The sequence below is a fragment of the Paenibacillus sp. Y5S-9 genome, from assembly GCF_036894235.1.
In the GTDB taxonomy this organism is placed as follows: domain Bacteria; phylum Bacillota; class Bacilli; order Paenibacillales; family Paenibacillaceae; genus Paenibacillus.
Genome location: NZ_CP145887.1, coordinates 1,791,676 through 1,806,345, shown reverse-complemented (window position 1 = coordinate 1,806,345; position 14,670 = coordinate 1,791,676). Strand labels below are relative to the sequence as shown.

Sequence of the window (14,670 nt, the reverse complement as noted above, 5' to 3'; positions counted from 1 at the left end):
TGGATATGCCCAATCCTAAAGTAAAACTTTTGCCTTTTGCCGATATTTCAAATTATGTCGAGGGCTTCGATATCATTTCCACCCAGTGGGGCGGTGATGGCCTTGTCTATGTGTTGTTGATGAATCAGATCCCGGAAAGAGAGCGAGGTATGTTCGTCCAAAGTAAATTGAACCAAAGCTATACGTACAAAGTGCTTATTGTGACAGATCAAACTATCGAGGAAGTTGTCATCTGGGGGCAGACGTTTAATTATCATTACGTACAACCATTACATGATCATCTGCTGCTCGTCGGAGCACGGTGTGCGAATTACGGAAATGAAAAGTATGATTTGAATGCCAAAGTGTGTGATTTAGACGGAAATACAATTCGCGAGTTTCTGCTGGGAGACGGTATCCAAAGTGTGCAGGTCACAGAGAAGGGAACGATCTGGACCAGTTACTTCGATGAAGGGGTATTTGGTAACTACGGATGGAGCGATCCAATCGGATCAAACGGTCTCTTGGCCTGGAATGAGCACGGTAATAAAGTGTACGAAAACCGCGCAGCTGATATTGCAGATTGTTACGCACTCAATGTGGTGAATGAGAAGCAGGTCTGGTTCTACTTCTATACCGATTTTGAACTCGGTTGTATCTCAGGGGGAATCAGTAAACCCGATGTTACATTTATGATTCCAAACATCTCCGGTTCCTCCGGCTTCAGTACGGATGGTTATCATTTCTTGTTTGATGCCGGGTACGGTAAACATGGGACGTTTGTGCTAAAAAAAATGGAGAAACCCGGTAGATTGAGCAAGGGGCAGAAGATTGATTTGCTAAATGAAGATGGTCAGCCCTTCAAGCAGGCACGGCAGGATTTTCGCCATCATCGTCTGCTACTTAGTGAAGGTAACTTTTTGTATCGGGTAACGATGGAGGAGATTACATCCGCTTCTGGTTTGGATTAAATGACAGGATTGAAGAGGGTTATTTCTTAAAAGACAATCCCTCTTCTTCCAATGCGTTCCGCAGTTTAGGCATGGCAGATGGCCCGATTCCATGCAGCTTCAGGATTTCTTTCTCCGTGTACTCTGCAAGTTGCTGTAGTGTTGTAATCCCTTCATTCTCCAAGGCACGTCTGGCGGGAGCTGACAGTAAGGCTAGAAATCCCTCTGTCGGCTTACGTTCAGCTTCGCACGTTGGACAGGTTGGGCAGTCACTTTTTTTATAATACGAATGTCCTTGTTCGCATGTTCTGAGTGTTCCTTTATCGTTTGTCATGTGGGTGTCTCCTCCTGAATTAAGTATTCAACCAGATCTTAATATCTGAAATCATATTTTCGTATTGTTTTAAAGCCTCTAAAGTCCAAATGACTTGTGATGTTCCTACTAACTGTTCCTCTATGTCCGTACATTCAATCCACAGTGACCGTTTAAGACTATACTCGAGCCAGTCCAACTTTCCAGCAAAACCATTATCCAGAACCACTTCCCAATTGGCTGTTAGACTACCCACTCTCTTCTCATATCCAGCTACAAAAGCCAAGAACCTCTCCTTGTTTATACTACCAGCGCTATCTACTGACCAATACACAGCTGTTTCTACCAGATCATGCATCGGATTAATATAACCTGCCGATTCCCAATCTATAATAATAGGTATGCCCTGTCTCCACATCACATTCTTAGGCTCCAGATCTCTGTGACTAATCACTTTATTGAATGCTAGCATTGAAGATGAATTCTTAGCCTTCATGCTCCACTCATACAGCTTATCGATATTGGAATCCAAAATCTCAATCCATTCCGAATTCTCATTTTTTCCTTTGTTCAGATAAAACATCCAATCTATTTTTTTAGAATTAGTCGCCTGTAAACTATCCAATTCTAGTTGTCTAAAATCCGTTCTATGAATATCTGCAAGGATCGTTCCCATCAGAGAACTGTTATTAATAGTAACTTCATCTTGTTCCAAACGTTGACCTTCAATCCAATCAAATATTAGATAGAATTGATTATCAATGTTATGCACTGAAGCACCATTTAACCTTTTTGCAGGTTGAGCATGGATATGTTCGGCTGCCACGCTTGCGATTTTTTCTGAATCCATATAATTTTGCACAGCAGCAGGCCTTATCATAATCTGGGGATTCAATGCCTTAACTGCATAATTAGCTTGTGTCGTTTCAATGGCGTACATTCGATGAAGAAGTCCACCTGAAATCGGTTTGGGCGTACTGATCAATTCACCAAGCTGTAATTCATTACACAGTTTCTCAAAATTTAAATTATATTGAGTATCGTTCATATGGAATCCCCTCATTTTGGCTATTTGTCTGGAGCAAAGTTTACAATCCATACTCGGCAAAAACGGCTGCATATTTCTTTGCAAATATGGCCCAGCGCTTTTCGGCTCCGTATTTGGCGTGCAGTTGCTGTAAATAATGCTTGGCTTCTTCCGTATCACCGGCTTGTAGCAGAAAGCGGAAAGTTTCTTCACTTAAATGTAGCGCTATCTTCGCCATATAATAATGGACTATATCTCTGGCCCCTGTTAGCGAGTGTAGGAATGAAATGCCCTCTTCCAAATGCGACACCAGTTCTTTCGATAAAGCGTCTGGATCGATATCAGGCGTTAAGGTATAGTGGGCCGGAGCGGAAGGGACTATTTCTCCGATTCGGCAGGTAAAATGAGATATGTTCTCCAATATGTCTCCATTCAATCCAACGCCCTGCAACTCCGCAAGTTCGGTGGAATGAACACCACAATTAACATAAAACCGGACTTGACTACTGGTGTTAATCTTTGCTTTTTGAATGTTGAAATTGTATATGAGGTTTCCATCCGATTTGTAGAAATTCAGATTTTTCTTGGAATAGCCGTGTTTGGCAAATAAGGGTTTGAGGTCTGTATTGATGATCTTCTTAAACAGTTCCTGCATAAGATATCACTCCCAAGTCAGAGTTTATTGAATACGATGCCATCCCTTTTTTGTTCAAAATCATGCTTGTTCTATTTTATAAAAATAAGGGCCACACATGGATTCATGCGTATACACGTACGTCCATGTAAACGCTCGATTGAAGATATAAATATCCTGCTCCGAATCAAAATCTGCTGCAATGATCCGATTCGCATTTTCGTATAAAAGTACCCCACCACCACTTTCATACATCACATATACTACATCTTTCGGCTCGGCATTGAAAGCATCTCGTGCTTCATCATGTGTCAGACATTTCTGTTGTTCATAACTGAACAAATGCCACTTGTACTGGCTATAATGGATAGATTCTTTGACCACATCATCGATATTATGGGCAAATACGCTGTCCCATTGCTGTACAATCCCTTCGGATTCCTCGTACAGTTCGGACACGACTACCCCTTTGTCCTGCAAATTCTTCTTGAACATATATTCCTGATGGATACGCTCAATCCCCCAGTATGCTCGGTTCAGTTCGAATTCGGGTAAAGCATCCAGCAACTCGTTAATTTTATCTCGAATCATCATTACCTCCGTAGGCTATCTGGAATTAGAATACCTGGTCCTTGCCTGACTGTTAAGCTTCATTTCGCAGTACATAAGCCAGTTTGTACATCTCCGCAATGTCATGTCTGTTCTGTTCCTGGAATCTTCGGATCGCTTCATTAATCTCTACCACTTCAACTGCAACCACCTGCTCGCCATCTTCCGGATTCAGCGGATCACCAACAAGTTCAACATCTCCATATCCGATAATTCGTACAAATTGGGGATGCGGGATATGTGGTCGATACGGTTCCAACGCACTGGATGTACAGTGGAATTGTCCAAAAATCTGATAGGAACGCATTTCTGCCCCAAGTTCCTCCATCAGTTCGCGTTTCAGTCCATCCATATACTGCTCACCTGCTTCAAGCGTGCCTCCGGGCAGCTCCCAGTCTCCATTATCCAGTTGGAAAACAACACATTGATCCCCGACAAATGGAATGATGCTAATATTACTCACCAACTTTTCATCCACGATGTCGTTTAATCTGAACTCTGCCTCAATAATCCCCCAATGAATCGACGTACTCAGTGCCGGGAATTGTTCTGCATTTAAGCCGCTCATCCACATCAGTTCCTCTCTATGTAAAATCCACTATTCTTCCAATTATAGTCGCAAACAAAGAAAGAAGGCCACCTTCCCACCGGGAATACGTGACCCTCTTCTTATACTCTCTGCCCTTAAGCCTTGGATCAATATTGTCCCCAGACTTACAGACCATGCTCCTTCTAATGCTGTACTAGCTTTCCCTTTTCCAAAAAAAGAACCCGGCTACAAAGCGGCAAAACTCGCTCATCATGCGTAACCATCACTGCACTCTTGCCCTGCTCTTTCACGAGCCGTGCAATCATGCCGACAATATCCAGCCCACGTTCCGCATCCAGACTGGCTGTTGGTTCATCCGCGAGTAGAACAGCCGGATCGTTCATCAAGGCTCGTGCAATAGCGACCCGCTGACGTTCTCCGCCAGACAGCTTCTCCGCATACGCCTTCCGCCGATGGGTCAACCCTACCGTATCCAACAGCTCATCCACTCGTTTCTCCGCCTTGTTTTTATCCGTTCCGGCGAGCTTTGCTACGACCATGAGTTGTTCTTCTACTTTCAGATACGGAATGAGGTTGGCACTTTGAAATATAAAACCAAGCTGCTGTAGCCGCATATCGGATATATCCTGTTTGCTTTTACCCATGACACTTGCTCCGTCCAACAGAACCTGTCCTTCCGTCGGTTCGAGAAGTGCGCCTGCAATAGACAGGAATGTACTTTTGCCCGAGCCGGAAGGCCCCATTACGGCCACAAGTTCCCCTTCGGCAACCTCTAGGTCCAACTTGTCCAGAATCGTCCGCTTACTGCCGCCATCTTCAAAGGTCTGTGTAATTCCCTGTAATACCAATCGGTTTCTCATGCTGCTGTCCTCCCAATCGCATCAAGTGCATCAATTTTGCTAACCTTCCACACCGAGAATAACGAACCCGCCACAGACATGAGTATGAATAATACACAGGTCAGTGCGAGAGTGGACAAGCCTAATTGAAATGGCATTGATGCTGGCAAAATGGACTCGAACAGTCGAACCAACAGTACACTAATGACCAGACTACCAACCGACAAGACCAAGACTTGTAACGAAACGCTACCCGCCAGATAACCATTCCGCGTTCCGATCGCTTTTAATATCCCGAACTGACTCGTTTTCTGAATCGTGATGACGTAGAAGAATACCGCAAGCACAAACGCCGAGATGACATATAGAAATGCAATCATCATGAGCAATGATCCCTGTTCTTCCTTATATCCAGGAATGGCCGATACGGCATCCGACTTTGTGATGATTTCCGTGTTAGGCATTGCAGCACTCAGGCGGTCTATCTGATCGCCCCCATCCTTAATCGCAATAGCATTGTATATCGGAGCATTGGCATTGGTGTCTGCTGAACCTTGCGAAGTTCGTGAACTTCCTTGAAGTGCGAGCCACTCCTGTTCATTCAGGAACACCACAGGGGAGTGACTGAAGGACTCATTTTGTACAAATCCACCAACGGTCCACTCCATTCCCGAAGCTTGATCTACGAGGACTGTGCCAATTGTTACGCCAGATTCAGACAATTTATGATCTACCACAACCTGCCCTTTTGTCTGATCTGTAATCGGAGATCCTTCGGTAACGGTTGGAGCAAGCCAACCTTCCGGGTTGACCATGAACAGCGTGACATCGATCTTCTTCGTGTCGCCGATTGGACTGACGGTTGTCATTTTCACACCCAGCGGCTCAGCGTTCTCTTCCCCTACCACGGAGCGAGCTTGATTAAGCTGATCCTGATCCACTTGTGACCGGGTAAACCGATGATTCGAATCCTGTTCCAGTACAAAGTGGGTTGCTGCCATATTTTTGACCGAAGCTGCGTTATCATAAGCCAGCCCCTGTGCAAGACCTGTAACAAACAGTACCAGAAATGAAACCAGCACCATAATTGTAGCAATTAAGGCATACCGCCCTTTGGCATACCTCATTTCTCGAATAGCCAAGTACATGTTCTGTGACCTCCCTCTTGATATCCCAAGTATAGGAGGCGAAAATGAACGGCAAATGAATAACAGATTACATCTGCGGAAGTGTCACGGTGAAGACCGTACCCTCCGGCGAACTGGAAACCTCGATTGTACCGTCATGAATTCGGATAATTTTCTGCACAATGGCAAGTCCAAGCCCGGTTCGTCCAGAAGAACGTTCCCGCGCACGATCCACCCGATAGAATCGATCGAACAGGAAAGGCAGATGCTCGGCAGCAATGCCGTCCCCTGTATCCCGAATCTGAATCACACACTGGTTATCCGTATGCTCGGCTTGAATCTCGATGCTTCTTCCCTGTGGCAGATGATTCACTGCATTTCCCAGCAGATTCATCCACACCTGCATAAGCAGCACTTCATTGCCGACCAGCTGAATGGATTCGGGCACCGATATCCGAAGCAGCAGTTCTTTTTCTTCAAGTTGCCATTGCAGCACCTGAACCGCTTGCCGGAATTGATCTCGCAAAGAGAACTTTACTTTGGACAGATCTTCGTTGCCTTGTTCAAGGGAGGACAGGAGAAGCAGTTGTTTGCTGAGCAAAGAGAGATGACGACTCTCCTCCTCAATGATCGATGCATAGTGCTCTCTTTCCTGTTCGGGCAGATCGCGATCCGCAACTAATTGGGCAAACCCCTGAATTGAGGTCAGCGGTGATTGAATCTCATGGGATACGTTCGATACAAACTGCTGCCGCGCCTGATCGACCCTCTCCAATTCACGACTCATGGTCATGAAATGCTGGGCCAGCTGTCCAATCTCATCCCGCCTTGCGGTAGGCAATTTCAGATTATATTTTCCTTGCGCAATGCGCTTGGTCGCCTCGGACAGACGTTCAATCGGATGAACCAGATAGCGTGTACTGATCAGAAAGATCAGGATACTAATACCTATCGTAAATGCTCCAATCAGCGCAAAAAAGATTCGCAGCTCACCGAATTGCAGAATTACATCCGGACGCATAAAGAGAGCGTAATTTGCATTGCCCAACTGTAGTTGAACACCCACGGTGTTACTTAATTGATTATCAAAGAACCCAGTGATGAACGGTTTGCTTGGAAACTGGGCGACGCCATGGTATACCTCACCATTCAGCACCAATTCTACAGCTTGCTTGTCCAGATCTTTTTCACGGAATTCGCGGCCGTAAAATCGATCATTTTCCTTTCCATCTGTCACATAGATTTCGTATCCGAGATCGGCGGCATTGTTCAGATACTGCTCCATTGTGTCCGGTTGCTGCTCCACAAACTGTTTCATTTGCGTCGCGATGCCCACCAGCTTCTCATCATTAAAATCCTTGAGCTTTGCATGATAGTAGATGTTGGACAAAAGAAAACCGAGCATGCCGCTGACCATAATCACCGCAATCGTAATGAGGAATACTCGGACGTACAAGGTCCTCAAGGTGCTTTCACCTCCATCTTGTAACCAATGCCCCGCACAGTCTGGATGACGAAATCGTCCGTATAATCAGCAAAACGATCACGGAGTCGCTTAATATGTACATCAACGGTACGATCATCTCCTTCGTAATCTGCTCCCCATACGAGCCGAATGAGCTCATCACGCGAGAACAAACGACCCGGAAACTGGGCAAGCTGTGAGAGTAATTCAAACTCCTTCATTGGCAAAAAGAGAATGGATTGTCCATCGGTAACCTCCACATTGTTACGGTCAATGACGATCCGGTTCATACGGATGATATCGCTGGATGTGCGATGGTACCGACGAAATAACGCCTTTACCCGGTATACTAATTCTTCCGGTTCAAATGGCTTGGTCACATATTCATCTGTTCCTTTCAAATAACCATCTCTCTTGTCAGATAGCTGATCTCGAGCCGTCAGCAACATGATTGGAATGTCGTAATGTTGCCGAATGTAATCACATAACTCCAGTCCGTCCATGCCTGGCATCATGACATCAAGGATCGCCAGATCGATCGGCGTTTCTTGCATTAGTTTGACCGCTTCCAATCCGTCCTGCGCTTCATGAACCCGATACCCTTCCTTGGTCATGACATGCCGCAGGAGTGCTCGAATATTGGCATCATCGTCTGCCAGCAGCAGATGTTTCATAAGGTTGTCCGCCCTTCTATGTAACGAGTACATCTCACTTTGATCCTGCACAGATGGTAGCATAAAATCAATCTCATTCGCCAGCATACATTCCCGGAAACACCGTGGCCATGTTTACATTTCCATGAATCTGATTGACACTATTATGAGGCGCAACTATAATAAAACCATAACATATGAACGAACGCTCATATATTCATTTGTAGACAATCAAACATTTCCAAGAATCAATTTGTAGTCACACAAGATCATATTACATAACGGAGCAAGGCTCCAAAGGAGAGGATTTATATGTCCGGACATCATCACGATCAGAACCATGGGCACGATCATGGACACAACCACGCTCATACTACCAATAACAAGAAAGTCCTGTTGTTTTCCTTCATTATTATTACCGTATATATGATTGTTGAAGCCTTTGGCGGATTTATTACCAACAGTCTTGCCCTCATCTCGGATGCAGGTCATATGTTGTCCGATTCCATTGCGCTCGGGATCGCTTTGCTGGCGTTCACGTTTGGTGAAAAAGCAGTGAATACTGGCAAAACGTACGGCTACAGAAGATTCGAGATTTTGGCCGCTACGTTAAACGGAATCACGTTAATCGCCATTGCGCTTTACATTTTCTACGAAGCCATTGGTCGTTTTATCCACCCGCCAGAAGTCGCAACCGTAGGTATGTTAATCATCAGCGTCATTGGACTGCTCGTAAACATTCTTGTTGCCTGGATCATGATGCGTGGTAGCGATACGGAGAACAACCTGAATATGCGCGGTGCTTATCTCCATGTCATAAGCGACATGCTGGGATCGATCGGGGCCATTGCTGCGGCACTGCTCATGATGTTCTTCGGCTGGGGTTGGGCCGATCCACTGGCGAGTGTGATTGTCGCAGCACTGGTATTGCGTAGTGGGTTCTATGTCACCAAATCATCCCTGCATATCTTGATGGAGGGAACTCCCGCCAATGTGGATGTGAATGACCTGGTGCAGACTATCAAACAAGTCGAAGGCGTCAAAGGCGTTCACGATGTGCATGTCTGGTCCATCACCAGTAACCTGAACGCACTGACCGCACATATTGTGGTGGATGGAACGATGGATGTTTATGCATCCGAGATCCTGGTTCAGAAGATTGAACATATGCTGGAGCATAAAGAAATCAAACATGTGACGCTGCAAGTGGAGTCCGAAAAACATCTGCACGATACCTCGGTATTATGTACCGTCAAAGGCGACGCACCAGATGCCCATGCGCATCATCACCATTAATTAATTCCACGTTACTGATAGTGCAAACGATAACAGGGCAAAGCTCCGTAAGATGGAACTCTGCCCTGTTATTTATTTAGTAAGTACTTCTCTGCAAACCGGCTACCTGCCACCAAAATTATATTTTACATTCAATATAACTTGTGTAAATAACGTGCCAGCATTTGTTCCTCCACAGACAATCCAAGCGAAACAAATCGGTTGTGGATCGCTCGAAACACATCACTATTATCGAATCCTTGTGCCTGAACATCTCGTAATAAACTAAACAGTCCAACCTGCTCTGCACTGGAGATATAGGATATAAGCTGTTCATCTTGATCATACGAAATTTCCTTCTCATGCCACGGATGAGGAACTACTCTCTTGGAGTAATCCACCAATGCATCTCCCACTCCAACACCAAGACCATCTAAGGTATCTAAAATAACTTCATTTCGCCTTGTTTGCCGAACTTCCTTACTATAGGAGTATCCGTCATGGATAAGCTGAAATCCAAAACGTTGCACAGCCAAATCTCTCACCTTCTCTTGTTCTCGGTCCCACTTTTTCTTGTCAAAATACTCACTTTCGCTCGTGTTGTCCTCTTGCTCCTTCACGTAGTCCAAATATTGTTGTTTCGATTCAAATTCATTCAACAGAAGTCCCTCATGTCCCGAGAATCCAAAGGCAAAAAAATCTCTAATATTTCTAGCTACAATCCTCGCATAACTTCCAAAAGCCATGGGATCAACCCGAACAATAGGCACTACACTCAAATCAGTAACATTTCCAAAATCAGTCAAGAAGGAGAAATGAATACCACCCATTCCGGTACGTGCAAACATGATTGCGTCAACTGGAGAACTCATATACCCGCCATTATCATGTGGATCAAATTGTAGAAAATAACCTGTTGGTGTCTCCAAATAAGGAACTTCCTGTTTAATCTCTTCCTCCCATGTGATGATTTCTTTCAGCAAATGGGGTATCTCGTAGGAATTTGTCATTAAGCGATCTCTCCTTCCTATAAAAGCAATACATATTCACTATAGTTTACCTCATTAAGTCCGTTAGCTCTTCAAAGATGAGCCGCTATAAAAAAACAGCTGACTATATAGCCAGCTGCCTGCCTAAACCATTACTGGGATAACAATATAAGGACTATCTAATCTTTTTGGACCTGCAAGATTCGATCATTAACCATTGCTTTTAGAAAAAAGAGCTCATCCCCCACCGGAACATGCCGCTGTTCTCTTTCAAACAAACTTATGGCCTCCTCCAAGGATGCAGTTTTCACTGATTTACTGCAAGCGATTAGCTGTTCGAAGAATATTTTCATCTCTTCAGAATCACATATGGACTCGTGCCCTAACAAGAAGTGCTCCGCATCATATCGCTCGATATCCTGTATCATCGGTAATAACAAATCCTGCTTATAATGAAATAACGAACGAGTCGTTGTAGAATACGGACTGTCTCCAAGGAAAATCGTCTTTTCATCCGGAATATATACAATGGTTGAATCGTCCGTATGCGTACTTCGAATCTGATCCAGCATGCAGACCTTGTTTCCTAGATCGATCTCGAGGTATTGTTCAAAGACGATACCCGATCTACCCAACACAAAAGACTCCCTTTCAGGTATCTCATTCTGTATAACCGCCATACAGTGTGCACTAATCTTTTTGGCCTCTACATACTTACATAGTGTAGCATCATCAAATGAATAATCTCTCCATTCATTCAAGCGCTTATTAGTTAAACGATTAACGATAATCGTCGCACCGAATTCATTCATTCCCAAAAAATGATCCCAATGCGCATGCGTAATAACCACATACTGAATGGGCGGCACATCTAAGCATCGAATTTCCTCGATAAAATCTCTGGCATGTTGAACCGAATTTCCACCATCGATAACCAGACTATGTTTTTCCCCACACACCAAGCCTAGTACCGGTCTTTCTCTATCATTATCGTTGGACATATAATAAATGGAATCGCTTAATTGTTTTAACATGTCAATTCTTCTCCTCTATATGATTATTTTCATATCATAGGCAGAGAAAAACCGCATGCTTATTCAAGCTAATACATGGATTTTTCTCCGTTTATGGATTTACCAATGGAATCACCTCTTTCAATCTTCGTTCCCATACACTTCTCGTAATCAGATTCAAAATCGTCCCAAGTACTAAATACGCAACGATAAACCAGATTGCTGTCTCTGCAAAAACAGACCACTGAGGCCAAAATAACCCTGCTTTACTCAGAACAATGATACCCATGAATGCCAAAATAGCAATCTGAACTATGCAGGCAAAACGCATGGAGATGGGGTATTTCCCGGGAAACTTTCCACCCATAGCATACTCGCCCCACGGAACACCTACCGCTAAAGCAACTTGAAAGAGAATCACGATTAGGATCAGGAAGGTAAATGCTATTGCTGACGTTAATACGATTATGACCTCACTCCTAAATCATAGGTGATTATAATGGTTTATCATAAGTGCCCGGGCTTGATCACAGTTCAATGGTTCAGTAAAAGGTACTTCCAAAAAGTACTCCAGCTGCCATTGTTGCGTTTTTAGAGCCTGTTTACTTGTTGGCTTGTCCCAAGGCGGATATACACGTATGGCGCGCTTGCCACCTTTGCCTTGGTCCGATATGATATCTCGCTGTAACAATACATGCCTCGGAAATACAAATTGCCCAAAGTGGCTACCTGCGCGCGTACTAATGACATACACATCTGCTGGATCTGATACATCATATGGCTGTGTCGATCCATCCTCACTACGCTGCCACAGGGTAACAAATTGTCCAATCTTGGTTGGCGTGGTTTTGGCGACGCGAAATCGAATGGATAGAGAATTTAAAGTGAACACATATGCACCATATTCAGCATTTTGTGCTTCTTCATGTGGTTGTGAGCATACAAAGCCACACTTGTCATAGATAAGTTCTTTACTGGCAAGTAAGTCGCCATGAAGCATATCGGAGGTCGTCCAAGCATCCGGACGATTCAAACTACTTTTGTTATCCAACGTGATATCTCTCCTGTCTTGTATAGTCTGAACTACGGCATTTGCAATAGCTTTAAAAGCTTTGCTAGTTCAAAATTCATGACATAGTCGTTTCCATTCATGCCAAGCCTTCAAGTATTCAGGCAGATCATCAGGATGATGCTTATTGCTCAGCCCAATTCGGCAATATAGATGGACCAGAGCTTCCTCTATTAATCTGGATTTTTCCATTTCCACTTGTTCCAGAAGTTCAAATGTAGCAAATAATGTTTCGGTGTTGATATCATCCGGCGAAGAGCTAAAAGCATACAAGAAATCATAGAGGATAGGTCCAACCATTGGAGATGGGTCAATAACGCCGATAAGTTCATTTTGATCATATACAAAATTATGAACCCCCGTATCGCCATGTAAAAGAAACTTTTCTTCTTCCTCATGAAACAGGTGATCCACTTTGAATTGAACCAGATTATAATCATCTGTTGTTAGAACACTTCCGATATTCATCTTTGCTTCTTGAATACTAATCTGATTGAATTCTTTCCAGGTCCTCTGTGGGAACTCTATTCTGCCCCATGATTTAGTATCTGAAGAACGCACATATGTATTGAATAACTCTTTCACCAGACGAGTTAACCAGTCTCTTTTCTGGCCCCGGTTGAAATGGGTCGTACCTTCCATATACGTATAAATGAAATAAGTGTTATCCGGATCCGTCAACAAAACTTCAGGCAGTAACGAAGAATTCTTATACGTATCCAAAAACTGCTGGGCGATGTGAATCTGTTCGGGTTCATCTGATTTCAAAATATAGTGCTTATTCAGACTTGTACTCAACCGATAAACACGTCCAGCTGTGGTACCTGACAAACTTTGAATTTTAGATATTTCTTCGTCGATATGATGCATCTTGAATAAGTCATTGATCTCATTAATCGTTGGATTAATTAACATATGGTTCTCCTCATAATAACTAGGATCTGAATTCCCTTCCATGAATGATCCATTGTACGGCATCCCAAATATCTTCTGCGATATAATCAGGTTCGGTCTCCATCCATTTGTCTCTGAATTTGGTTAATGAAGATTCCCCCCAGCCTGTTCGCACCATAATCTTGGTCGCTCCTACGGCATGGGCAGCAAGCATGTCTGTATCTCCTACATCTCCAATAACGATGCATTTGGATAAATCCAGACCGAGTTCCTCTGATGCCTGTAATAACATTCCGGGTTTAGGCTTTCTGCAACTGCATTCTTGCTCATGCGGACATATATAGGAGTGATCGAATCCGTACTCGCGAAATTGCTCTTCAAAATCCTCAACACTTGCTTCTCCACGTGAGATTCGATATTGATTCGTAAAAGCCAGTACCATAATTCCTTCTCGTTTCAAAAGCGTAATTGCTTCTTGAGCATTGGGGTATAATCTGAAATCTCTCGGATGAATAAAATGACCTGTACCACCGATTGTTCCATCTCTGTCTATAAAAACAGCTTGTACGTTTCCCTGTGGTTTCATCATGGTCTGTTCCCTTCTCAGAAAAATTTTAAGTCTTGTCGTTCATCTATACTTTCTCATCGATAATATGCTTGCTACCATCTTGCTGTTTATGGTGTTGCAATTTTTTAATTTCAGTTTTTAGATAGTGTACTTCTTTGATCAATACATCCAGCTTTTTCGATGTTTTGGATGAATCTATCGCATACCGTACAATTGCAGCAAAGATAAGAACGACAATTAAACTTATAATTGAGATCACTAAAGCCCAGATAAATTCCAAAATGGTGTCCAACTCCTTGCTGTCAAAATAAAAAGTCATAAAACTCTTCTGAAAACCAAAACCATATAATCCCCAGGATAACCATAATGGTGCCTAGTACTTTTAATATTATTTCGATATGTTTAGGGATATCACTGTTAGGAGGGTTATCTTCAAACTCGTGATTCGGTTTTATTTCTCGATATCTTATCAGAACAAATATTTTGTATAGAAAATCAGGAAAGAAGTAACATGCAATGCCCACGACAAATACGGGAGTTGATAAATAACCAAACGTACTGGTGGTCCATTCCATCTCTATTCCATCCATATTCATCCTCTTGGCCTCTCTCATTCTACCTCACCGAGAATATCAGCACAGCGAACAATCAGCTCAGGCATATTCTCTCCATCAAATAAAACATGAAGCTCATATCCGTTATCGATCCGATACAGC

General features: G+C 43.5%; 19 protein-coding genes. 2 read left to right on the top strand and 17 right to left on the bottom strand.

The features are described from left to right. The first annotated feature begins 5 nt into the window (after positions 1-5). Positions 6-950: a hypothetical protein gene (locus tag V6669_RS08040; RefSeq protein ID WP_338592590.1), complete on the top strand. Its 945-nt coding sequence runs from the start codon at positions 6-8 to the stop codon at positions 948-950. A 19-nt stretch (positions 951-969) separates the two neighbouring features. Here V6669_RS08040 and V6669_RS08035 read toward each other — a convergent pair whose 3' ends face one another. From V6669_RS08035 to V6669_RS07995, 9 genes are all read right to left on the bottom strand, one after another. After that, on the bottom strand, positions 970-1,263 hold the full coding sequence (locus V6669_RS08035; protein WP_338592586.1) for an RNA polymerase alpha subunit C-terminal domain-containing protein: 294 nt from the start codon (positions 1,261-1,263) through the stop codon (positions 970-972). A gap of 19 nt (positions 1,264-1,282) precedes the next feature. After that, positions 1,283-2,290: a phosphotransferase gene (locus V6669_RS08030; protein ID WP_338592583.1), complete on the bottom strand. Its 1,008-nt coding sequence runs from the start codon at positions 2,288-2,290 to the stop codon at positions 1,283-1,285. Between the two features lie 40 nt (positions 2,291-2,330). Further along, positions 2,331-2,924 (bottom strand): DUF4304 domain-containing protein, encoded by a 594-nt coding sequence (locus V6669_RS08025; RefSeq protein WP_338592580.1) that lies wholly within the window; start codon positions 2,922-2,924, stop codon positions 2,331-2,333. 60 nt (positions 2,925-2,984) lie between these two features. Continuing rightward, positions 2,985-3,497 carry a DUF4275 family protein gene (locus V6669_RS08020; protein WP_338592578.1) on the bottom strand — a complete coding sequence of 171 codons (513 nt, stop codon included), beginning with the start codon at positions 3,495-3,497 and terminating at the stop codon, positions 2,985-2,987. 49 nt (positions 3,498-3,546) lie between these two features. After that, on the bottom strand, positions 3,547-4,080 hold the full coding sequence (locus tag V6669_RS08015; RefSeq protein WP_338592576.1) for an NUDIX domain-containing protein: 534 nt from the start codon (positions 4,078-4,080) through the stop codon (positions 3,547-3,549). Positions 4,081-4,244: 164 nt separating this feature from the next. Further along, on the bottom strand, positions 4,245-4,922 hold the full coding sequence (locus tag V6669_RS08010) for an ABC transporter ATP-binding protein (RefSeq protein WP_338592574.1): 678 nt from the start codon (positions 4,920-4,922) through the stop codon (positions 4,245-4,247). Further along, positions 4,919-6,049 carry an ABC transporter permease gene (locus tag V6669_RS08005; RefSeq protein ID WP_338592572.1) on the bottom strand — a complete coding sequence of 377 codons (1,131 nt, stop codon included), beginning with the start codon at positions 6,047-6,049 and terminating at the stop codon, positions 4,919-4,921. Before V6669_RS08005 ends, V6669_RS08010 begins: the two co-directional genes overlap by 4 nt. A 67-nt stretch (positions 6,050-6,116) precedes the next feature. Beyond that, positions 6,117-7,493, bottom strand: coding sequence for a HAMP domain-containing sensor histidine kinase (locus V6669_RS08000; protein ID WP_338592570.1), 1,377 nt, complete (start codon positions 7,491-7,493; stop codon positions 6,117-6,119). After that, on the bottom strand, positions 7,490-8,167 hold the full coding sequence (locus tag V6669_RS07995; protein WP_289391667.1) for a response regulator transcription factor: 678 nt from the start codon (positions 8,165-8,167) through the stop codon (positions 7,490-7,492). Before V6669_RS07995 ends, V6669_RS08000 begins: the two co-directional genes overlap by 4 nt. Positions 8,168-8,458: 291 nt before the next feature. Between V6669_RS07995 and V6669_RS07990 the strand changes: the two genes are divergently transcribed. Further along, positions 8,459-9,442 (top strand): cation diffusion facilitator family transporter, encoded by a 984-nt coding sequence (locus V6669_RS07990; protein WP_338592564.1) that lies wholly within the window; start codon positions 8,459-8,461, stop codon positions 9,440-9,442. Positions 9,443-9,573: 131 nt separating this feature from the next. Here the strand turns inward: V6669_RS07990 and V6669_RS07985 are convergent, their stop codons facing one another. The 8 genes from V6669_RS07985 to V6669_RS07950 all read right to left on the bottom strand — a co-directional run bounded on the left by V6669_RS07985 (position 9,574) and on the right by V6669_RS07950 (position 14,550). After that, positions 9,574-10,431, bottom strand: coding sequence for a hypothetical protein (locus V6669_RS07985; protein WP_127544787.1), 858 nt, complete (start codon positions 10,429-10,431; stop codon positions 9,574-9,576). Between the two features lie 158 nt (positions 10,432-10,589). After that, positions 10,590-11,444, bottom strand: coding sequence for an MBL fold metallo-hydrolase (locus V6669_RS07980; protein WP_338592557.1), 855 nt, complete (start codon positions 11,442-11,444; stop codon positions 10,590-10,592). A gap of 91 nt (positions 11,445-11,535) precedes the next feature. Beyond that, on the bottom strand, positions 11,536-11,790 hold the full coding sequence (locus tag V6669_RS07975; protein ID WP_338592555.1) for a hypothetical protein: 255 nt from the start codon (positions 11,788-11,790) through the stop codon (positions 11,536-11,538). Between the two features lie 117 nt (positions 11,791-11,907). Further along, on the bottom strand, positions 11,908-12,474 hold the full coding sequence (locus V6669_RS07970; RefSeq protein WP_338592552.1) for a MepB family protein: 567 nt from the start codon (positions 12,472-12,474) through the stop codon (positions 11,908-11,910). Between the two features lie 69 nt (positions 12,475-12,543). Then, positions 12,544-13,407, bottom strand: a complete 864-nt coding sequence (locus V6669_RS07965; RefSeq protein WP_338592549.1) for a phosphotransferase — start codon at positions 13,405-13,407, stop codon at positions 12,544-12,546. Positions 13,408-13,426: 19 nt separating this feature from the next. After that, positions 13,427-13,975, bottom strand: a complete 549-nt coding sequence (locus tag V6669_RS07960; protein WP_338592547.1) for an HAD-IIIA family hydrolase — start codon at positions 13,973-13,975, stop codon at positions 13,427-13,429. A gap of 43 nt (positions 13,976-14,018) precedes the next feature. After that, positions 14,019-14,234, bottom strand: a complete 216-nt coding sequence (locus V6669_RS07955) for a hypothetical protein (protein ID WP_017689822.1) — start codon at positions 14,232-14,234, stop codon at positions 14,019-14,021. 22 nt (positions 14,235-14,256) lie between these two features. Next, positions 14,257-14,550 (bottom strand): hypothetical protein, encoded by a 294-nt coding sequence (locus V6669_RS07950; RefSeq protein ID WP_338592544.1) that lies wholly within the window; start codon positions 14,548-14,550, stop codon positions 14,257-14,259. Between the last annotated feature and the right edge of the window lie 120 nt (positions 14,551-14,670).